Here is a 20992-nt window from a genome sequence, read left to right on the forward strand (position 1 = left end):
CAAGCAAATCAATCAATTGCGAAACCCCTGCAAAATAATCAACTCGTAAATCTATCCATTGAAGAAGTTTCAGGCGGAAGGGAAGATCGCTGTTCTTTAAGCCCACGCTGACAATTAGAGGAACAACTTGTTTACCTATGCTTAGTGCAAGATTCCATTCTGCTTTAACCACAGCGGACTCTAAGCTTTCGCGCGTGACTACAAATAGTAAGACTGATGATTTCTCGATTGCTGCTTCAATTGCTGAATCCCAATCGGTTCCGGGGGATATAGTGTTTGGTCTGTGATCTATCCATACCTCAATACCATTCGATTCAAGATCTTTTCCAAGCTGTGAAACAAAAGATCATCATGCGTAGAGTGAGAGATAAAAGCACTGACCTTACTGTCGTCCACTGCTGTTCTCCTTCTGCATCGTGATCAGTTTAGCCAGAATCGAAAAGGCGTACCTATGGCAGCAAGCGGTAGGGCCTAGAGAAAAGGCAGCCCCCGGTCCAAAGAACCTAACGCCGACACCTAATTGTTAGTTAAATGGTAACCGAAAAACCGCAATAAGATCGAGGAATATACTTGTCATTTGAAGCTAACTAAATCGTATAGACGGGCCAATATCCAAGATCGCGGCCTGTGCCGGTAGTTCTCCGAGGACGCTCAAGCACTGTTTGTTCACAGGCGACACGGTGTCGTTTTTATGGTTGTAACCGTTCATGCATCTGCTGGATGCGCTCCATCACCGTGTCGTAGTCCAAACCCGCTGCCTCACAGAACCCTTCCATTGACAGCCGATGCTTCTGCTTGTGAAAATGAACCTGACGTGTCGTGAAGATCATGTTGGATAGTATGTTGCTTCCTCCGTCTGTCAGACTCACCAGATGATGAAGCACGGCGGTTCTCGGCTCTAGTGGCATTAGCGTAAACGGGCAAATACCGCCCTGCGCTTCCCACAAGGCTTCCAACGCGTGCAATGAGATGCGTTCTGCTGCTCCGTAGCGCTTCGCATTAGCGTTTACGACCGTCCGCTTATAGTCCATTGGGCGTTGTGATCGCCACGCCTGCTTAAGTTCGTTCCGCTTGTGTCGTTTGCTTCGATTCTTGATGCGCTGCCGTTCGTTCAACTGCTCCCGATTTCGCTGTCGATAGGCCCGCTCATATTCGCGTCTCGACTCGCGTTTTGCGATCCCGTCCTCACGAATGCATAGTTTGCAGCGGCTCACTACTCCTTGTGCGCTTTTGGTGCATCGATGAAATTCTGTTTTCGGCTTGGCGACGCCGCATTTCGCGCAGCGGTAGGTTTGCGTCCACATATCTAAGCCCCCACCGCTGCCAGTAGATCAGCGGGTTGTGCATATGCAGCTGGAGGACGGCGCAGCTTACCATCAAGATCGCCGATGTAACGCCGCGTCACTTGCAGATTCACATGCCCCATGTTGCGCTGGATACGAAGTTCGTCCATCCCTGCCTCATAACAGCGTCGGGCATACGTTCGACGTAAGTCGTGTGCCTCCACACATACCTTTTTGTTGTCAAATACCAGTGGATACCGGGTCAGCATATCATTCAAGAAACCGGGATGCATGTGCCCGGTCTCTGCCCGCACTTTGTGATGCTTCTCGGTTGCATACCAGAATACGCGTCGAAAGACGGCTCCTAATTGAATATTCGCTGATCTCAGCCACGCATCGACGAATTGCAGACACCAGACTAGTTCCCCATAAGGGATCATCCTCGTTTTGCCACCTTTTCCGTTCCTCACGTGAAGCGCGAGTTCGCCGTCAAGCTGTTGTCGTAGGTCAGCAACAGTCAAATTCACTAGTTCGCGTTCTCTAATACCAGTACATAACGCTAGCGCAATCGCTGCCGTATCACGCAGTCCAAGAAGCGTAACCACCCCCGGCGCGCGCAGCAGTTCGTCGGCTTGATCTTTGGTCAATCGTTGATGCTCATTGTCTGGCACATCCTGTATGACACCTATACGAACTCGTGTCGCGTCAGGATGAACGGCATTGCGGATACGTTCGACCAACTCGTCAATGACCGCTTTCTTTTCCAACAAGGTCATTGGTTGGACGATTAAGCTGTAGAGCAGGTCTCGATCTCGTGCTATCGCTTCTAGTCGTTTCCGTATAGTGGTTACGTGAATAGAAACGGTGGCTGGACGCAAGCCAGTGTCAAAGAGGAAATCGCGATATTTGCTCAGATCAGGCACGAGGAAAAAGCCGGGCTGAAACCTTGACCAATTCACATACTGTTGGAGCACGTAGCGGTCGTTCTGTTGCATGTTCGGGGAATTCGTCAACATTTCTTCAGCAGAAAGGCGTGGGTTTAGATAACCGCGATACTCGGCTAACGAGCTGGTGTGGTCATCCGCTGGTAACTGCTGCGTGAGTAGGATGCGCGGCGCAGTTGTCATGTTCACCCCATTCCTCCAACTCCACTAGAATAGGGAACAACATGTGTGTCACCCATTTCCCCATCGATTTCGAATCGAAAGAGCTGCGGGCAAACACGTGGACCGCTAGGGTTTACAGAATGGGGTGGATCTTGAATGATAAGTGGATTGACCATGACTAAACTCCAAGAGAAATAGGAGTTCAGGGGTCACGGTCTGAGGTGAGCGCCGAACATTTTCGATATTGCAGTAATTATACCATCAATTGTGAGACTTGTGTGCAGTTTCTTGCTTGATTAGGTGAACTTCTGTTCGTTCTAATCAACACGGTGAACCGCGTTACCACCCATAAATTCCAACAAACACAGATGGCTGAAGTAGGTCAATAGACCATCGGTCTCTTAAGCTGGACTTTGATTTAGTGTGTTTGGAAACCACAATTGCGCGAGTGGGCAATGGTGAAGACTGTTGGGGCGTCAGGAGTTGTAGAGACGAGGTAGAAGATGCCTCGTCTCTACTGAGTCAGTTCTTGGTATTCACGTAATGCCGATTAGCCGCAGTCGCGTGCTCCATTGCTCGGACATTGCGTAAATACTCCATACATGGTGTAAGTGTTCGTGTTGCCATTACCGCCAACCACGCGATCATCATAGGTGCGTGTCGGCGTTCCTGATCCTGTTCCCATCGATAACCTAGCAGGTAACGGTGTTCCCGGCACATCGACGCCGTAATAGCCATACTGACTTCCGTTGGGGTAACGCCACATATAATTCGTTACCTGTCCGGCGCTGGCAACCGCTTGTGACCATACCGAACGCGCGGAAACGCGATAGTAATGGCGCGTTCCTACACTGCCTAATGTGATGGCGCGCAGAGGTGGATCGATGATGTAATAGACAGTCATTTCCTGACCAGCGTTCAGTTCGACTGCTCCGTCAATCAGCGACAAGAGGATGACCACATCTTCATCTCCGAGACGTTCAGTGTCCGGTGGCAGCGAGATTACGGGCATTTCCGGTTCGTCCATCGCAATAGTAAAGGCTTCAACCCCATTGCTATACAAACTCTGTTGATCTAGATCGCCGAGCGATCCCTGATCCGCAGCTTCGGCAAGCGCAGTCTCCAATAAGGCATTTGCCCGTGATAGAACCTCATCTGACAACGCCGGGTCTCCGGTTAATTCGCTAATTGCATCGCGCAATGTTAGTCCTTCGCTTGCTCTGTCTCGCTCGAAGTTGGCGAACTCGGTCACATCAAGCCCTGTAACCTCGGTCAGCGCTGTCAGGAACGAATCGCCCAACGCGAAATCCGGTGCGTACACGAGGCTAGCGTCTGTTGCGATGGCTTCAAAAAGATGCGCGCAGCATTTAGGTATTCCACCACTGCCTGCGATTGGGCTCCATAGACGGTTAAGCCCAAAACTTGACCTTCGGGATTTGTTACTTCGATTTCGATACCGATGCCGCCATCCACTTCGGATAGATCGTTCTCCGTGAAGGCTTCGCCATTTGGGGCAAACGCCGTTAATGGGGTCAGCTCAACGTTATCGGCAGTGTGTTCAGCGAAATACTCGTCCGGTGAAGTGAAACCCTCACCCTGATCTTGTGATGCGACAAACCAGAACGGTATGAGCGACACTGTTAGTAGCAGCAGCGTCAGCACAACAAACATCGTTCGACGCTTCATGAAATGCTCCTTTGCTCACTCTGCACATCGAAAACCAAGATCGAGCAGGGCTAAGTTCGGCTCTGCTGGCGTGCGCTGAGCCAGTGGGCTGAGCGTAGCCCCGCTTATCCACATCCCATTTGCCCATCCTTGCCCGACGAACAAGACGGGTGAAGTACCGTCCCATTCGCGCTGACAACCGAGTTCGCAGTCAGAGGGTGTGTTCGTCCACTCCTGTACGTTGCCAAGCATGTGAAATATGCCATCGGGTGTTGCGCCACTGGTATAGTCTGGATCGTTTGCCGGAACGGCATGAAACGCGAATAACTCTGGAAAATCGGAAAGCGTCCAGTTTATCCGGTGGTCTTCTCCCGGTTCCTCACCTCCCCAAGGAAAAAGTCGCGCATCTGTGCCACGTGCGGCACGCTCCCATTCATCGGCTGTGGGAATACGCCGACCGATCCAATTGCAGTATTGGATGGCTTGTGACAGCGTGACCCACGATACCGGGAGATCATCGGCTTTCTCTTCTGCCATTGTTGTAGAAGGGTAGAGCGGGGGTAGACAGATTCCTGCTTCAACACATATGTTGTACTGGCGGTTTGTAACCTCAAAACGTTCGATCCCAAATGCATTTAGTTGAATCGGCTGTTCCTCCGCGCCGAGTCTGGCGGTGCTGGCGGGAAAAGTAACCACTTCGCCTGCTGCATCGACGATGAGACTTCGTTGGTACAGGGTCTGGAATGACAATGCGCTAACTATCAATAGGGTTGCTGTGTAGACGAAGCGCCAGAGTAATCGAATCAGTTGACGCTGCTGTCGAGATCGGGCCATAAATGTTTTGGCATCTGGCGAGTCGAAGTCGGCAGCATAGTCTTTAAACCATCGTTCGGCAACCGCAAGACGCAAGCCGGTGTAGTGATAACTGCGATCTCGATTGTGCGTCACCCATGCACGCACATCAGCGTCGAAATCGGTTTTCCAGCGCAGAAACTCGCCATCAGATTTCAGCCACGGCTGAAGTTCGTCCCAACTAGAGAGGATTGCCTCATGCGCTAATTCGACTACAGGCTGATTCGACCCATCTCGGCTGTAAACGAGCAGATGCGCTCGGTCAAGCCCTTCCAGTAATTGCTGTGCCGCCGCATTAGTCCCGAATGCCGTTGTTGGTACGCCATGACGGGCAATAGGCTCGTTGCGTTCATTGAGTGTGACGAGACGGCGAAAGACGAAGGGCAGCGTAGCTTTTGCCTCTGGCGACAAGAGAACGAACTGCTTATCCGCTTGGGCGCTGATCGCGCCTTTGATACCGTTCATGCTGAGGTATGCTGCGCGTGTCAACGTTCCAGTTTGCTTGGACTGCTCAAAGAGCTCCCGCAAGACATAAGCAGCTAGGGGTAGGGAACCCGGCTCATCCTTCATATCGGCAAGAATGAGTTCGACCAACTCCGGTTCAATGGCGATCTGTGATAGCGTCGCCGGACGCTCGATGATCGCCCGTGTTGCACGCAATCCCGGCTTCAGCACAGTGTAATTACAACGTCCGACCAGCGTATTGAGGATGGGGTATTGTAGTACGTCAGAGCCAGTGCCAAGAACGGATCATGCGCTGTACCTTCTGCCGGAAGTATATGTAGGATGATCCAGTCGTGACTGCCTCGGACGGCGTTCCCTTCAAGACGCGGCAGCAGGCCCGCATTCACCAACGATGATTTGCCGCTGCCAGACGCGCCAAACACGGTGATGAAGCGGTTGTTCGCGACAAGGTTGACCAGTTCATCGGTCTCCACACCGCGTCCGAAGAAATTGCGAGCTTCGGTAGTTGTGAATGGTCGTAAGCCGGGGTAGGGGGACGCAACGTCTGCTGCCGTGACGGAAGTAGGCGGGACGACGACGTTATGCTCGATGGGCAGCAATCGTTTGATCAGGCTCCGGAGGTGTGTTTCGAGTTTGTCGCGGAAATCCTCGGGTGCAGTGTAATTGTTCACTCCGCCGCGCAGTGACTCATCACGGTTTACAAAGCTTTCGAAAAATCGCTGGACACGCCGCTGCTGGATCAGCTTCTTCTTGAATTTGGGATCGTTGGTCGGGTCGAGTAAGACTGGTTGTGTGCGGCGATAGACCACCAAGAGTGGTTTACCCTGCGCCTTAGCCATGTTATAGGCATCGTAGTATTCCCATTCTGTGCCAGAAAGATAGCGACTGCCATCTGGTTTGGCATATTCGATGGGGAGTGGCGTTCCCATGCGTGACCAGAAAATCACGATCACAATATCGCATTCAGAAGGCTTCGGTAGCCCTGCGCTGATCGCTTCTTGTGGCGTCATTGTGGCTAAGAGCGGCGCGTCCGCACCGGGCTTATCCCACGCGACAACCCGAATGGTGATCTGGTCGCGCAGGAGGGGATCTTCGTTGAGGCGGTCAAAGACCTTCAGCGCAATTGCTCGTTCGTCGGCAACATCACCCGGCGAAGATAAAAAGACCCGAATTTCACGTACGGTTGACATGACGGATCTCGCTAGTCAATTTTATCTTATAGTATAATTGTGTGTTTACGATTTTTGCCTTACAACATCCTAACCTCGTGAGCGGATATTCAGCAGTTACCGGGAAATGATTGGAATGCGCAGCGTGGTTACACACGATTGACTTGGCGGGACAAAACCGCTTGTGGACGTGATGAACTGCCTGAGCGAAGCGGCGCGGCCCCTTATTCGCAACGCTGACGGGTATCCATATAGGTGCAACAGGGTCACACGACACCGTGTCGTTTGGCGGTTGTGCTCGCTCAGGCCGCGCACGATATACTGTTATAGTATTACCTCCATGTAAAGTCGAGAGGCGAGCGCCGATCCCATGCCCAAGCTGTTCATCTCCTACAAGCGCAAAACCGATGGCGTCGAGAAGTTGAAAGCCGATCTGCGCACGGCCAAATATGGCCTCTGGTTCGACCGCGACGACATCCACTTAGGCTCAGAAGATTGGCAGGCGGACATCGAACGCGGGATAGAAGGCTGCGCGGGGTTGATCCTCTGCCTGACACCCGCTGCTTGTACGTCTGAGCCCATCAAATTCGAAGTGAACACGGCGCGCCGACTCAACAAGCCGATCTTCCCGATCCTGTTGGAAACGTTAGCTGACATCCCCGCCGGGCTGCGCGACATTGGACTGCCTGAGCGCCAGCATGTTGAACCATTCACCAGTCTCGACACATGGGATGAGCAGTTCGCCAAGCTGCTCACCAGTCTGCGCGAACGGGGTCTCGGCGTTACACCGCACGACCTGCGCCAGAAACCCGATGAGAAAGAGCATCGATGGCATCAGGACTATCTCGACAAAGTGATTCGGCAGGTGGGGCGGTTGCCGCTGGCGGCGATCAATCCCAAATACACGCATGCTGAAGGCGCGCCGCTTGAGGATGTGTACATCCCGCTGCCTGTGAAATACGCCCTGAGCATCGAAGTCCGCGACTACCGCATCGACGATTGGTGGATCGGCGAAGTAGGCAAAGACGGAGAGCGACGCTATCGCTATGGCACGGCAAAGCCCGAAGATTATCCGCCTTCCACCCGCCGACGTCCGGCTGACTTAGGGTGGAAGGACGTCGCTGCGCTCGAAGCCCTCATCGATCAGCGGCAGATCAAACTTGACCAGGCAAAAGCAGCGAAAGAAAAAGGTGTCCTCTTCTACGGTCAAGTTGAGGATGGGGTATATCCGAATGATATCCCGCTCGACTTTGAGGCTGCGGCTGCGGCCTGCAACCGCTTGGTGCTGCTGGGATCGCCGGGCAGCGGCAAAACGATTGCCGGGCGGCATCTGGCGCTGTGTCTGGCCGGGGTACAACGCAAACACTGGACGCGCACCGCGACGCTCGCGGGTCTTGGTCATTGGCCGTACAACGCGCTCACGCCGGTCTATGTCGAACTGCGCGCGCTGGTATCGAGCCCGCATTTCCCGCAGTCGCTCGACGTACAGCCCACCGCCGATCATTTGTGGGCGTACATCCGCCATGAAGTGCTCGGTGAGGCGCTGGCGGACTACGCGCCGATCCTTGCAGATGACCTCAAGAGCGGCTCAGCCGTACTGATCCTTGACGGGCTGGATGAAGTCCCGTACCCGCGCGGCAAAGGCAACCTACAAAAGCGCCAGACGCAGTTGAAGACGCTGGCGCGCGCCATTGACGATGCTTATGGCGGCATCAGGGTGATCGTCACCAGCCGCCCCTACGCCTACGAAGGTTGGAGTCTGCCCGGTTATTCATCAGTTGAACTCGCGCCGTTTGCGGATGCGCAGCGCATCGGCTTGGCGGGCAATCTGTACCGCTGCGGCGGCGATCCGGCTGATGCGGCACAAGCGCGCGCTGGACGGCTGAATGAGGCATTACAGCCCGTCGACGCCGAACTGAAAGACCGCCCGCTGTTCGTCACTCTGATGGCGACGCTATTCGCGGCGGGCGAAAATGGCGAAGGCCTGCCCACGCGCAAAGGCGCACTCTACCGTGAAAGCATCCTGTTGCTGCTCGACCGCTGGACGACAGCCAAGCCCGGCGCGCCCACGCTGACCACGCTGCTCGGAAATGCGAGCCGCGCCGACCTGCTCGACCGGCTCGGTGCGCTGGCATATGACGTGCATGAGCAGCTTGGCGTTAAGCGGGGGACGCCGGAGATACCGCGTGCGCTGCTCTCGCAGCACATCTTCGAGATGGAGATGGACGATCCATCAATCAAGGCGGCGCAGTTGGTCTCGTACCTAAGCGAAAACGCGGGCATTCTGGTTTCGCCCGGTCACGTCGATGCCGGGGCGGTCTTCCATTTCGCCCACCGCACCTTTCAGGAGTATCTGGCGGCGCGGCACATCGTCCGGTTATGCAAGAACGACTTCACCCCGGTGCGCGATCACATCACGAGCCGCCCGCAGTTGTGGCGCTTCCCGTGTCTGCTAGTGGGCGACGTACTGCGCGACCGCGACGATGCGAAGAACGCCTACGATGACCTGTGGGCGCTGCTGGAAGACCTGCTCTATCTCGAAGACGACGTGCCGGAGACTGTGCCGAAGGATGATCCGCGCTGGTGGTCGATCTGGTTGGCGGCGCGCATCGCCGCAGAACAAGAACTGCATACACAGAAGGTCAAGCCGAGCCGCCGCGCGATCCGTGACGGGTTGATCGACTGGCTGGTGCGGTTGGTCGAAACGGCGAGGGCGCTCGATCCGGTCGAACGGGCCGACTGCGGGCGGACGCTTGGACTGCTAGGCGATCCACGTGAGGGAGTCGGTGTGCGGACGGATGGCTTGCCCGACATCGTGTGGTGCGACATCCCGGCGGACGATTTCCTCATGGGCAGCGATCCAGCAAAAGATCCGCAAGCGGACACCGGAAGTTACAACGAGACGCCGCAGCAGCGCGTTCACTTAGACGCCTACCGCGTGAGCAAGTATCTCGTCACTTATCAGCAGTATGCAGCCTTCGTGCGCTCTGACGGTTACACCAAGCGCGACTACTGGACAGAAGCAGGTTGGGAGTGGAAAGGTGATAATATGACGCAGCCCAACGCCTCCTGGAATCATCGAGTATGGCACGTCGATAATCATCCTGTTGTCGGGGTGACGTGGTACGAAGCCCATGCCTTCTGCTGCTGGCTGACCGCGCAGTACCACGCGGCGAACCTACTGCCGCATGATTGGGGAATCCGCCTGCTGACGGAAGCGGAATACGAACGGGCGGCGCGCGGCACCGACGGATTGATCTTCCCTTACGGCGACACGGGCGATCCGGCGAAGGGGAATCATTCTGAGACGAACATCGGCAGGACGAGCGCTGTCGGCTTGTTCCCCGATGGCATGTCGCCTTACGCGGCGCTGGATATGTCGGGCAATGTCTGGTGCTGGTGTCTGACCGCGTGGCGCGATTCATATGCCGCTCCTGAAGATAATCAGCCGGAAGGAAATAGTACACGTGTTCTGCGGGGCGGCTCGTGGCGCGATGATGTTCAGCTTGCGCGCGCCGCCTCTCGTCTCAGGCTCGATCCTGTCACTGGGCTCAGGTACTTCGGTTTTCGGGTGTGTTGTGCCCCTATAGAAAAGCGCTGACCGCTGAAGCGTCGCAGCGGGCGGTTCACGAACCGCCCCTACGATAGGGAATGCGTCTGGCACGGTGGTCAAATCGTTAGGTAGGTTGATCGGCGCGTTCAAGACGGTTTCGTCAAAGGCGATCAACGAGCGGCGCAGCACACCCGGCGCGACCATCTGGCAGCGGGATTTCTAAGAACATGTTGTTCGCGATGAGCCGGATTTGAACCGGATTCGCGAATATATCCTTGGCAACCCGGCCCGTTGGTCAGAGGACGAAGAGAATATCCGGCGTAGGGGCGGTTCGTGAACCGCCCGCATTCGGCGATTCAGCGGTCAGCGCTTTCTATAGGGGCACAAACACCCGAAAACCGACGCTCCAGTGCCAGTAGTTCCGGATTGCTCCCGTAACGAGAGGCGGCGCGCGCAAACTGTACAACACCGAGCCACGAGCCACCCCGCCGAACATGTGTTCTATTTTCATCCAACCGCGCCTGCTCCGGCTCATCCCATTCGCTGAGTGTCCACTCCCATACGTTCCCGCTCAGGTCATACAAGTCATTTGAGGGATTGCGCCCCTGTGGGTAAAGGCCGACCGACGAAGTCTGATGCAGGTAGTGAGGGCCGACCTGAGTTTTCGTTTCGTCAATATTGGCGTACCCGCTGATGTACTCGCTGTCCCACGCAAACACTCGACCATCGGGATAACGCGCGGCAGTTTCCCATTCCTGCTCGGTTGGCAAGCGAATTTCCCATTCCTCTGGCAGCAGTCCAGCCGCGCGGTATTGCGCCGTCAGCCAGTGGGTATAGGCCACGGCTTGATACCAACTCACATTTTCGCGTGGATGGTTATCATATTTGAAAGACTGCTCCGCCATCGGCTGCTTGCGGTAGTCGGGCGTCAACCCATCCCACCATGTGTCGCGCCCGAAGCCGTCCTCTGCTTTGAGGAACACCTCAAACTGGACGTAGGTGATCGGGTATTTCGCCAGCTTGTACGCCTGCTTCACGACATATTTCTGCGCTTCAAGGGGCTCGTAAGCGTCTTTGTCCCCGCCAATGGGGTACGTCCCGGCGGGAATCTCGCACCATTGAATATCGGGCAGCCCATCGGGTCGCAGACCAACGCCGGGACGGTCATCGAGATGCAGCAGTCCCAACGCGCGACCCACGTTGGCGCGCGCTTCCGGCATCGGGTCAGTATTCAAATCAGTCAAACGGGGAATCCAACGCGGATGCAGCGCCTCAAGTGTCGTCTGCGGGGTCTGTGCGCCGCTTTCCAGAATGCAGCGGGCCGTCAGTTCGGGCTGTGCGTCCCGCATCCACTCGATTACAGGCGTCGTGTCGTCGCTGTACAACCCCGCCAGCAGGATCGCCGTCTCTTCCCACCCCGTAGGCTGCCACCACGAGTCCGCCTTCCAGAAGTCACGCGCAGGACGCTCCGCGTTCATCTCCCGGTCGAGCCGCTGCGCCGCGAAGTATTCTTGCAGCAGTTGATGCGTGAAGCGGATCGGGTCACTGCCGCTGAGCAGGTTGGCGCTGCGGGCCGCATACAGGGCTTGCTCGTCGCCGAGATGCGCCATCACCGCCGCCAGCGGGAAGGCTGTGCCTTCGCCCTGTGCCTGCATCGCAAAAGCGAGATCGGCGAGTCGTGCGCGCAGATGGTCGGCGGCGGCCTTGTCCAGCTTTTCACGTTTGGTGAGCAGGAAATCTACAAATGTACCGAACAACTCGCCGCGATTGGGCGGGATGCGCCGCTTCTGCGTGTAGACCCCCGTCATCATGTACAGCATAAAAGGGTTGGACGCCAATGTCAGCAGGCTGCGCGGTTGATGGCGTGTTTTGCGCCACTCACGCCAAGTCCAGTTGTCATAACCCCATTGCACGCCTTCGGGCAGGTCATCCGCTAACCAGAACACCGCTTCCCGCTGAGTCGGATCGATCCGAACGTCTTTATCCCCTTCGAACCGCTTCCAATAATGCTGAACTTCCTGTCCAGCCAGTTCCCAAAACAGTGCGTCGCCCCGGCCTGCTGGCTCTTTGATGTAGGCGTTGGCGAATTGGCGAATACGGAGTGGATCAAGCGGGGTGATGACGATCCGTTCGGGAATGCCCATGTCCAGCGCGCCGACGTAATCCAGTTCGCGGCAGGTGACGATGGCGATCCCCGCATCGCGCTGCGCCCGCTCAATTAGCCGCTTGACGTGGGTAACGTTCTCCGCGCGGCCATCGGTCGGCAGTTCGTTCAGTCCGTCGAACAGCAGCACAACCCGCTTCTCGTTCAGCAGGGCGTCGAAATGCTCGCCAAGTCCCCCCAACGCCGCCCTGATCTGCGCGGCGACGGTTTTGCTCGTTCCCAACTCACCGAGTCGGACGAACACCGGGATGGGCTGCGTCGGATCAGCTTTGGCCCGTTGCGCGTACTCGACCGCGATCCGCCAGAGCGTGCTCGTTTTGCCTGCGCCCGGCTCGCCCAAGATGACCAGTTGGCGCATCTCTGCCACGGCTTCAAGCATGTCGCCATACTCGCGCTTCTCCATGGGCTGTTCGCGGGGTTTCAGCCGCTTATCGATGAACCGGGCAAACTCCTGCGCGATCTCGGCGGGAGCGGTCACCATCTCGATAGGGTCGTCTTCCGGTGCATCGACGCGCATCTGCCCCACACCTGCCATGGGCGTGTAGACTTCCTGCCAGACTTTGTTGCGGAAGATGAGCGCCTCAAGGTAGTCGAGTTCCAGTTGGCGGCGGTCGATCTTCGGTGGGTCGGCGGGACGTTCAACGGTTTCTGTCGGAATGGGGTGCGCGGGCAGCGCCGCCAGCAGCCCATGTACCCCGGTATCGAAATCAGGATGCGCATGGATAACATTCATGTCCAGCATGACCATCGGGATTTCGCAGCCATCCACCTTAATCGGCAGGATTTTCTTTTTGCGCCGCTCGGCTTCCAGAAATTCCAGCCTGACCCACCGGCTCTCCTGCGCTTCAGCCGACACGACCGTCACCACCGCATAGGCGCGCCGGATGCCATCAGCAATGGACTCGATCCAGTCGTCGCCACCGGGGATGGCCGTCGTATCCTGCCACACCCGATGCCCGGCATCCTCAAGCGCGTTGCGGATCTTCGCCACAATCGACAGGTTGCGCCGGGTGTAGCTCAAGAAGACATGATTCCCGCGTTTACGCTCGACCAGCGCCTTGATTTCCGGTTCGCGTAGCAGCGCATCCAGCTTGGCGATCACTTCATCGAAGCGTCCATGCATCTCGCCGCGCAGGTTGTTGAGCGCAGCCGTCATCGACTGGATATCGCGCGCCAGCAAAATCGCGCCGTAGGTGGAGTGCGTCGCGAACGTTTCACGCATGGTCTTGAGATAACCAACCAGCTGTTCACGCACCGTCGGCGCGTCCGCCGGGGTGAGAAAGCGCCGCGTGTAGTCTTCCGCTAATCCATCGATATCGACCTGCTGCCCGCGCACGATATAGGCGGCGAGCCGCTCCTGCACCGTGGGCATGTCGATGAACCCCGCGTCGAAAAACTGCGGCAGCACCACTTGAGCAGCCTGCGCGAAGGTGTCGACAGCATCGTGCGTCAGCCTACGGAACTGATCGCCCCGAAGCGCAGATCTGATGGGCTCACGAAAGCGAGTTAGCTCAGGGCGACTCCAGATCGCCGCTGCGACGGACTGGACTATTTGTTCGGTGATGGGGTCTGATAGATTGAACATACGCTGCCTATAGCAGTGATTTGATTATTATCCATCAGTATAACGCGCTGTTGTTCTTCAAACGACACCGTGTCGTTTGTGCTCATAGCGTTTTTGCTTCGGCTGAAGCGAGTATCGATGTCCACGAGGGTGATATATTCTTGGGATGTGACGCTCGCTTCTACTTCCGGCGTTTATCGCCTATTGGTTTTCCAGCCCAACAGGTGATGAAGTGTCCTAATGCCCGGCGGTTTCAATCTTGGAAGTGGGAGGAGTCGTGTCAACGACCTCTTTATCTTTATATCCATTTAATATGTATATATTTCCTGTTCCAACGTTGAAACTTTCAACGTTGGAACTATTGATTGTTCCAACGTTGGAACTATTAGGGAGAGATTCGCTCTTTTGTTCTTCACGGAATTGAGCGGTGGATTCGGGATTTTAGCGGTATAATTGGTGCTGATTAATTAGAAAAATCAGTACCAATCGGAAAAGTCTAGTGACTATGCAACTCACCCCATTATCCGAAACCTCGCTTCCTGAAACATCTCTCGCTGAGAGACAAGGTGTCATCGGTGTTTTGGCAGATGATGCAGCTCGTGCTGGTATCTTTGCGGATTATCAGAAGGACAAGCCCGCCAACACGCTCCGACGTCAAGCTGGCGACCTTGCGGTCTTTGCTCGTTATCTGTTTGCCCTGACGTTTTATGCTTACACCTTCGATAGCGATGCTGATTGGCAAATCGCGAAGCAAGCCAATGCGTTGATGTCTGACCCGGCAGAATGGGCACAAATCACCTTCGGCATCGTAAGCGGCTTTGTGCAGTGGCAGCTACAGCAGGGTTATGCGATTGGTTCGATCAATGTGCGACTGGCAACGGTCAAGCGATATGCAGCACTGGCATTTCAGGCCGGTGCGACTGATACCGACACTGCTGCGAAGATCTCAAGTGTGAAGGGATTCGCCTATGGCAAACGAGCAGAGGCAGATAAACGGCGCGCAGCAGAGGGGCAGGCAACTCGAAAGGGATCGAAGAAGGAAAAAGCTGTTCCACTGACCAAAGCACAGCGTCGAGCACTCAAGACACAACCGGACACGCCACAAGGTCGCCGTGACGCGTTGCTCATATGCCTGCTGCTCGATCACGGACTGCGCTGTGGTGAAATAGCCATCCTCGAAGTCACCGCATTCACGTTCGACCATGAACATCGTGCGGGTTACTTCACGTTCTACCGTCAGAAGGTCGGGAAAACGCAAACCCACGATCTCACCCGTGACAGTTACAAGGCGGCAATGGGTTACATCGACCAAGACGCGCCTGTCAGCGGTAATCTCCTCTGCCCTAGCAGTAAGGGCGGCAAACTCGACAAATCGGGCAAGGGAATGAGTGAACGGGCCATTACGAAGCGTGTCGAATTTCTTGGTCGGAAAATTGGCATAAAAGGGTTGTCTGCGCACGATGGGCGGCACAGTGCCGCGACCGAAGTTGCCCGCCGCAAAGATGTGACTCTCGACCGTATGGTTGAGATGTTCGGCTGGAACAGTCCAGCGATGGCGCTCACCTACATTGAGGCGGCAAAGCGAGCGAATGAAGGCGTTGACTTTGACGAATAGCCTATCAGAAACTAATTGCGTTTGAAAACTTGTATGCGCCGAATATCTACCTTACAATGACCTGAAACCATCAATAGGCGAGCTTAGGGGTTTGGCGATGGGTAATGCGGGTTTGCTGCAACAGTCAAAGACCACTAGCATTGACTTGATATATGATGAGTTATCACGTGGCATTGAGTATCAACGTGATGCTCTTGAAGCGCTACAAAACAAAGCCGGAACTCTCTTAGGTTTTTCGGGAGCAATTCTAGCCCTGCTATTTAGTAGCATCAAAGACCAAAATATCCCCGTTTCTGCACAACAAAGTATGATCTTTGGTGTTGGTCTAGCAATCTGTGCAATCCTTTTAGGAGCAATGGTGTTCTGGTCAAGACGACTCCGGATTGATCCAGCGCCGCATATACTGCTTCATAAGTATTACGACAAACCTCATGAAGAGACAATTACTCAGATAGCGGTAAACCGAGCTGAAGCATTTGAACAGAATTTTTACCAAATTGAACGTATTGCACTCATTCTTCGGGTTGCCATGTTGCTCCAAACGCTCTCCATTATCTGTATTGCACTGGCAATAGTCTTTATAGTCAGCTAGGGTGACCCATGCCGAAAAAACGTCTAAAACCGAATAGTTCCGACAACAAGCTACCTAAGCCTGACAAGGATATAAAGCTGTCGATGTCGTCGAGACAACAAGACAAAGATGACTGGCGGATATTTCATATGGACGGTAATTCCATTTCTATCAGTGAGGTCTCTGGCAACATCGTAGTTGGCCATATTGAAGGTTATGTGCGCGTCAGCAATGACAATGATCTCTCTATGTTAGTTGCTCAGCTATCTACTGAGCTAGACAAACTTCCTGAAGATGTCGAAAGGGACAAGTCGAAAATCAAAGCAGTATTAGGCAAAGTGCTAAAGACTGCGGCTCAGGAAAATCCCGACAAAAGAGGCCGTTTGACGGAGTTAACAATAGAACTAGGTCGCGCCAGTGAGGATCTATCTGCGGTTGCGCCGACTATTGTATTGCTTGTAAAACAGATCATTGCCGAGGTAGTCAAGGAAGGCTAGGCGTGCTTCACAAAGGCGCTCAGTAAGGGTTGGAATATCTAGTTAGTTCGCATATTTCATATTCTCGCAGGCAGAAAAAGAGATATACATTTTCAGTAGCGGTTTGAGGGCGTTTTAGTACCGCTTTTCCTCGTGCTGACCCATTCCTCAATCCATGTGATGCGGCGCAATCAGCGATCTGCGCTATACTAAATGCAAGTAATAAACATTCCCTTTGAGACTAAGCTAACACATGACGAATACGCCGATTAACCAAGACGAGATCAACGCCATCCTGTGGAGAGCGTGTGATACCTTCAGGGGTACGATTGACCCCTCCGAATACAAAAACTACATCCTCGTGATGCTGTTCGTAAAGTACATCTCGGATGTGTGGCGCGAGCAGCGCGAGACGCTGGAACGCCAGTTCCCCAACGACCCCGAACGCATCGAGAAGAAGCTGAGCCGCCAAACCTTCCGACTGCCGAAGGGGAGCGACTTCTATTCGCTGTGGGAGCAGCGCAACGCGCCGAACATCGGCGAGGAGATCAACATTGCGCTGGCGGCGCTGGAAGAAGCCAACAAAGAGAAGCTGGAACGCGTCTTCCGCAACATCGACTTCAACAGCGAGGCAGCGCTTGGCAAAACGGCGCAGCGCAATGAACGCCTGAAGAATGTGCTCAACGACTTCGCCGATCCGCGCCTCGACTTGCGCCCCTCCCGCGTCGGCAAGCTCGATATCATCGGCAACGCTTACGAGTACCTGATCAGCCGCTTCGCCTCAGATGCAGGCAAAAAGGCGGGCGAATTCTACACCCCGGCAGAAGTGAGTGAACTGCTGGCGCGTCTGCTTGATCCACAGCCGAACGAGCGCATCTGCGACCCGGCGTGCGGCTCCGGGTCGCTGCTCATCCGCTGTGCGAAACATGTCGGCAGCGAGGCGTTCTCGGTATGGGGACAGGAAGCGAACGGCGCGACGTGGGCGCTGTGCATGATGAATATGTTCCTGCACGAGATGCCCGTCAACCAGACGCACATCAAATGGGGCGACACGATCAACGAGCCGATGCTGCTGGAAGGCGACCACCTCGCCAAGTTCAATGTGGTCGTGGCGAATCCCCCGTTTTCGCTCGACAAGTGGGGCGCAGAGCGCGCGGCGACCGACCGCTATGAGCGGTTTCATCGCGGTGTGCCGCCCAAGAGCAAAGGCGATTATGCCTTCATCACCCACATGATCGAGACGACCTTCGCCGACCCGGCGCAGAATGGGCGCGTCGGCGTGATTGTGCCGCATGGCGTGCTGTTTCGCGGATCGTCAGAAGGTGCGATTCGGCAGCGGTTGATTGACGAGAACCTGCTGGACGCGGTGATCGGCTTGCCGCCGAACCTGTTCTTCGGGACGGGCATCCCCGCCGCGATCCTGATCTTCAAGCGCAACCGTGCCGACGATGGGGTGCTGTTCATCGACGCCAGCCGCGAGTTTGAAGCGGGCACAAACCAGAACCGCCTGCGCGAGAGCGACCTCGCCCGCATTGTGGCGACCTACTGTGCGCGCCAACCCGTTGAGAAATACGCGGCACTGGCGACCCGTGAGCAGATTGCCACCAACGACTACAACCTGAACATTCCGCGCTATGTGGACACCTTCGAGGCGGAAGAAAAAATCGACCTGAGGGCAGTACAAGCGGAGATCGACACGCTGGAAACCAAGCTCGCCGACGTAAAAACACGGATGGCCGCTTACTTGAAAGAACTAGGACTCGAATAAGCTTATGTCACACGCCTACCCCAAAATGAAGCTCGCGCTGCTGCTGGCGATTCGGGAATTGCAGCCGGTAAGCTACAAGGACTTGCTGGAACTGGTCAAGCGCACCGATCCCCGGCTCCCGGTGAACTGCCGACCGCATCTGCCCTTTGCCCAATTCAATCGGGTGGGGCTGCACTACATCCACGAATTAATCACGGCGGGATTGGTGCAGACAGAAAATGGCGACCGACTAGAGAGCAATACCCTGATCAGAGCTACGCCCGCGCTCAGCGTGATTCAAGACCTGTTCCGGCTGAGCCTCAACGAACTGCTGCTCAAACCCGAAGACACCATCGAGATGAGTCCGCTCTTCGGGCGACCTCTCGGCCAGAATACCGTCCATCAGTGGGCGCGGATCTTCGTCGCGATGCCGTTTCTTGACGAGCTGCTGCCCGTCTACCGCGACCATATCGCGCAGGTGGCGGGACGCCTCCACGTGAGCTGTAAACGCGGCGATGATTTTGCCACGACCAATAGCATCATTCAGGAAGTGTGGTCGGCGATTTACCATGCTGACCTGCTGATAGTGGACTGCACGCATAAAAACCCCAATGTGTTCTATGAGCTTGGGGTGGCGCACACCCTAGGCAAAAAGGCCGTCTTGATCGCGCAGAGCCGCGAGGATTTCCCCTTCGACGTGCAGCATTTGCGCTCGATTGTCTACAGTACCGATCCCGCTGGAATGAAACGCTTTGAGGCTCTGCTGGAAAAGACCCTCCGGACTGAATTGGAGCTAGAACTTAAGACGCGCGTGCCGCCGTCCCCGTTTCCCGGTGAAACGCCATGAAGTCGATGAAGACGCGCATGGTGGCTTATTTGAAGGAATTGGAATAGTGAGGCCAGATTTATGCCGATAAAGAGTGGTCTCATTGCGCTGCTGTCGGTTATTCGGGAGTTGCAGCCCATCAGCCTCCGCGAAATTTTCGGTTTGCTCAATCAGGATGATCCGCGCTTACCTGATCCTGCAAGGATGTTTTTGGTGCTGCAAAAATCGGTACGGTTTCAACTGCCAAGATACGCTAAAGATCTTCTCGGATTGCGATTAATCGAAGTCGAGAATGCAGCCGAATGGACACCAGATACACGTCTCAGCACCACCCTCCTATTAAGTGACCTTCTGGATGTTTTCGATGTTAGTCTAACGAATTTGCTCAATCGGCAGTCGAACAGCATCGAGGTGATACCTATCTTTCCAGCCCCCCTTCCGAAAGGGTAAGGATGCATGGGCGCGAATCTTTGTTGCTATGCCGTTTGATCCGACTTTACTCTCCATCTATACCGAGCATGTATTGAAGGTGACTAATGCGCTTGGCGTGACTTGTGTACGTGGAGACGACTTCTCGACGACCAATAGCATTATTCATGAAGTGTACTCTGCTATCTACCATGCCGACTTACTGATTGTTGACTGCACGGGCAAGAATGCGAACGTGTTCTACGAGTTGGGCATGGCGCATATGATGGGCAAGAAAGCGATCCTGATCGCCCAAAGCCGCGAAGATTTCCCCTTCGATATTGCCCATCTACGCTCGATTACCTACACCAACACACCCGAAGGCATGCAGAAGTTTGAAGCGGGTGGTTGATTTAACTAGCGGCAATTTATCTCCTGAAAACATGATTACTACGTCTCAGGAGATCAGCCAGTCTTATAGGAGAACTATTCTTCAACAAGACGACTTGATGATCGCTCTACGTGGCGAAATCGGGTTTGTCGCTAAAGTACCGCCTGCGCTTGTCGGCGCGAACCTTACGAGAGGGGTCGCCCTCATAGCGCCCGACCGAAGCAAAGCGTTACCTGATTTCTTAGTACAGGCTATCCGTTCGGACTTGGTTCGTGATGAAATTCTGAATCAGGTTAATGGTTCTGCGCTAAAAGAAATTCCAATATCCGGACTGCGAAAGGTTCTTGTCCCTATTCCCCCTCTCCCCGAACAGCGAGCGATTGCGGCGATCCTCAGTACATGGGACGAGGCGATAACCCTCACGGCGAAGTTGATCGACGTGCTCAAACGGCGCAAAGCGGCGCTCATGCAGCTACTCATAAGAGGGGACAGCGACTTACCAGAAGGGTGGCAATTGGGTCAGCTCAGTGACTTTTTGAAACAAAACAAAGAGTACATAACCGAGCTTGAAGACAAGCCTTATCCGCGTATTTCAGTAAAGTGGTGGGCTAAAGGCGCAGTTGTTGCTGGATATGATAATGGCCTAAACGTGAAAATGGAGCGACATCAACCTCGCCAAGCCGGGGCAGATAATCGTCTCAGAAATATGGGCGAAGCACGGTTCAATCGGCATTATCCCGCCTGATGGTGAAGACGCACTGATAACGAGCCATTTCTTCCTTTTCGATTTCCTTTCAAATGCTGAAGCCTATCGGCGTTATATCTGTGCGCTTGTCGATGCAAATTACTTTATGCGCCAAGCAGATAGGGCATCTAAAGGAACAACCGGATACGCGTCTGTTCGAGCAAGTGATTTCTTGAAGTTCAACGTTCCTGTGCCACCCCTTGCTACACAAAAGGCGATTGCTGATGTTCTTGAAACAAGCGATGAACTGACAGAGCTTTACGAAAGCTATCTTGAACGACTGCAAACACAAAAACGTGGGCTGATGCAGCAGCTTTTAACGGGCGCGGTGCGCGTCGAGGTGGATGATAGTGAAGGGTGAGCAGTTCGCGACAGTAATTTGCTACCAATTA

17 protein-coding genes and 1 pseudogene are annotated in these 20992 nt (G+C 54.8%); 10 read left to right on the forward strand and 8 right to left on the reverse strand.

Translation table 11 applies throughout. From position 1 onward, the window contains the following. Positions 1-22: 22 nt before the first annotated feature. From IPK17_RS04650 to IPK17_RS04680, 7 genes and pseudogenes are all read right to left on the reverse strand, one after another. Positions 23-334, reverse strand: a pseudogene (locus tag IPK17_RS04650) (toll/interleukin-1 receptor domain-containing protein); the annotation flags it as partial. A 355-nt stretch (positions 335-689) separates the two neighbouring features. Beyond that, positions 690-1304: an HNH endonuclease signature motif containing protein gene (locus IPK17_RS04655; protein ID WP_343416493.1), complete on the reverse strand. Its 615-nt coding sequence runs from the start codon at positions 1302-1304 to the stop codon at positions 690-692. A 2-nt stretch (positions 1305-1306) separates the two neighbouring features. Next, entirely contained in the window at positions 1307-2410 is a 1104-nt protein-coding gene (locus IPK17_RS04660; RefSeq protein ID WP_343416494.1) for a tyrosine-type recombinase/integrase, read from the reverse strand. A 529-nt stretch (positions 2411-2939) separates the two neighbouring features. Next, positions 2940-3689, reverse strand: coding sequence for a hypothetical protein (locus IPK17_RS04665; protein ID WP_343416495.1), 750 nt, complete (start codon positions 3687-3689; stop codon positions 2940-2942). Further along, a complete protein-coding gene (locus tag IPK17_RS04670; RefSeq protein WP_343416496.1) occupies positions 3671-4075 on the reverse strand; it encodes a hypothetical protein in 405 nt (134 codons plus the stop codon). The genes IPK17_RS04665 and IPK17_RS04670 overlap by 19 nt, the downstream gene beginning before the upstream one ends. A gap of 15 nt (positions 4076-4090) precedes the next feature. Then, entirely contained in the window at positions 4091-5581 is a 1491-nt protein-coding gene (locus IPK17_RS04675) for a formylglycine-generating enzyme family protein (RefSeq protein WP_343416497.1), read from the reverse strand. Further along, positions 5575-6561: an nSTAND1 domain-containing NTPase gene (locus IPK17_RS04680; RefSeq protein ID WP_343416498.1), complete on the reverse strand. Its 987-nt coding sequence runs from the start codon at positions 6559-6561 to the stop codon at positions 5575-5577. The genes IPK17_RS04675 and IPK17_RS04680 overlap by 7 nt, the downstream gene beginning before the upstream one ends. Before the next feature lie 349 nt (positions 6562-6910). On the opposite strand from IPK17_RS04680, the gene IPK17_RS04685 reads away from it, so the two are divergent. Then, the gene (locus IPK17_RS04685; RefSeq protein ID WP_343416499.1) at positions 6911-10141 is read left to right on the forward strand and encodes an SUMF1/EgtB/PvdO family nonheme iron enzyme; all 3231 of its coding nucleotides are present in this window, start codon (positions 6911-6913) and stop codon (positions 10139-10141) included. 308 nt (positions 10142-10449) lie between these two features. Here IPK17_RS04685 and IPK17_RS04690 read toward each other — a convergent pair whose 3' ends face one another. Next, positions 10450-13842, reverse strand: a complete 3393-nt coding sequence (locus IPK17_RS04690) for an SUMF1/EgtB/PvdO family nonheme iron enzyme (RefSeq protein ID WP_343416500.1) — start codon at positions 13840-13842, stop codon at positions 10450-10452. Between the two features lie 484 nt (positions 13843-14326). Between IPK17_RS04690 and IPK17_RS04695 the strand changes: the two genes are divergently transcribed. The 9 genes from IPK17_RS04695 to IPK17_RS04735 all read left to right on the forward strand — a co-directional run bounded on the left by IPK17_RS04695 (position 14327) and on the right by IPK17_RS04735 (position 20961). After that, complete coding sequence (locus tag IPK17_RS04695; protein WP_343416501.1) at positions 14327-15436, forward strand: tyrosine-type recombinase/integrase; 1110 nt, start codon at positions 14327-14329, stop codon at positions 15434-15436. 97 nt (positions 15437-15533) lie between these two features. Further along, entirely contained in the window at positions 15534-16028 is a 495-nt protein-coding gene (locus tag IPK17_RS04700; RefSeq protein WP_343416502.1) for a Pycsar system effector family protein, read from the forward strand. 8 nt (positions 16029-16036) lie between these two features. Next, the gene (locus IPK17_RS04705) at positions 16037-16504 is read left to right on the forward strand and encodes a hypothetical protein (RefSeq protein ID WP_343416503.1); all 468 of its coding nucleotides are present in this window, start codon (positions 16037-16039) and stop codon (positions 16502-16504) included. Between the two features lie 232 nt (positions 16505-16736). Then, on the forward strand, positions 16737-18251 hold the full coding sequence (locus tag IPK17_RS04710; RefSeq protein WP_343416504.1) for a type I restriction-modification system subunit M: 1515 nt from the start codon (positions 16737-16739) through the stop codon (positions 18249-18251). Positions 18252-18255: 4 nt separating this feature from the next. Continuing rightward, on the forward strand, positions 18256-19077 hold the full coding sequence (locus IPK17_RS04715; protein ID WP_343416505.1) for a hypothetical protein: 822 nt from the start codon (positions 18256-18258) through the stop codon (positions 19075-19077). Between the two features lie 60 nt (positions 19078-19137). Further along, positions 19138-19506: a hypothetical protein gene (locus IPK17_RS04720; protein WP_343416506.1), complete on the forward strand. Its 369-nt coding sequence runs from the start codon at positions 19138-19140 to the stop codon at positions 19504-19506. Between the two features lie 79 nt (positions 19507-19585). Then, the gene (locus IPK17_RS04725) at positions 19586-19876 is read left to right on the forward strand and encodes a hypothetical protein (RefSeq protein ID WP_343416507.1); all 291 of its coding nucleotides are present in this window, start codon (positions 19586-19588) and stop codon (positions 19874-19876) included. After that, positions 19869-20600: a restriction endonuclease subunit S gene (locus IPK17_RS04730; protein WP_343416508.1), complete on the forward strand. Its 732-nt coding sequence runs from the start codon at positions 19869-19871 to the stop codon at positions 20598-20600. The genes IPK17_RS04725 and IPK17_RS04730 overlap by 8 nt, the downstream gene beginning before the upstream one ends. Continuing rightward, a complete protein-coding gene (locus IPK17_RS04735; protein ID WP_343416594.1) occupies positions 20590-20961 on the forward strand; it encodes a restriction endonuclease subunit S in 372 nt (123 codons plus the stop codon). The genes IPK17_RS04730 and IPK17_RS04735 overlap by 11 nt, the downstream gene beginning before the upstream one ends. Positions 20962-20992: the final 31 nt, after the last annotated feature.

This window comes from Candidatus Flexifilum breve (assembly GCF_016713355.1).

Bases quoted from the DNA above. Each gene is read 5' to 3' on its own strand.
- IPK17_RS04655 (WP_343416493.1), bottom strand. From the start codon at position 1,304: ATGTGGACGCAAACCTACCGCTGCGCGAAATGCGGCGTCGCCAAGCCG.
- IPK17_RS04660 (WP_343416494.1), bottom strand. From the start codon at position 2,410: ATGACAACTGCGCCGCGCATCCTACTCACGCAGCAGTTACCAGCGGAT.
- IPK17_RS04670 (WP_343416496.1), bottom strand. From the start codon at position 4,075: ATGAAGCGTCGAACGATGTTTGTTGTGCTGACGCTGCTGCTACTAACA.
- IPK17_RS04680 (WP_343416498.1), bottom strand. From the start codon at position 6,561: ATGTCAACCGTACGTGAAATTCGGGTCTTTTTATCTTCGCCGGGTGAT.
- IPK17_RS04685 (WP_343416499.1), top strand. From the start codon at position 6,911: ATGCCCAAGCTGTTCATCTCCTACAAGCGCAAAACCGATGGCGTCGAG.
- IPK17_RS04690 (WP_343416500.1), bottom strand. From the start codon at position 13,842: ATGTTCAATCTATCAGACCCCATCACCGAACAAATAGTCCAGTCCGTC.
- IPK17_RS04695 (WP_343416501.1), top strand. From the start codon at position 14,327: ATGCAACTCACCCCATTATCCGAAACCTCGCTTCCTGAAACATCTCTC.
- IPK17_RS04700 (WP_343416502.1), top strand. From the start codon at position 15,534: ATGGGTAATGCGGGTTTGCTGCAACAGTCAAAGACCACTAGCATTGAC.
- IPK17_RS04705 (WP_343416503.1), top strand. From the start codon at position 16,037: ATGCCGAAAAAACGTCTAAAACCGAATAGTTCCGACAACAAGCTACCT.
- IPK17_RS04710 (WP_343416504.1), top strand. From the start codon at position 16,737: ATGACGAATACGCCGATTAACCAAGACGAGATCAACGCCATCCTGTGG.
- IPK17_RS04715 (WP_343416505.1), top strand. From the start codon at position 18,256: ATGTCACACGCCTACCCCAAAATGAAGCTCGCGCTGCTGCTGGCGATT.
- IPK17_RS04720 (WP_343416506.1), top strand. From the start codon at position 19,138: ATGCCGATAAAGAGTGGTCTCATTGCGCTGCTGTCGGTTATTCGGGAG.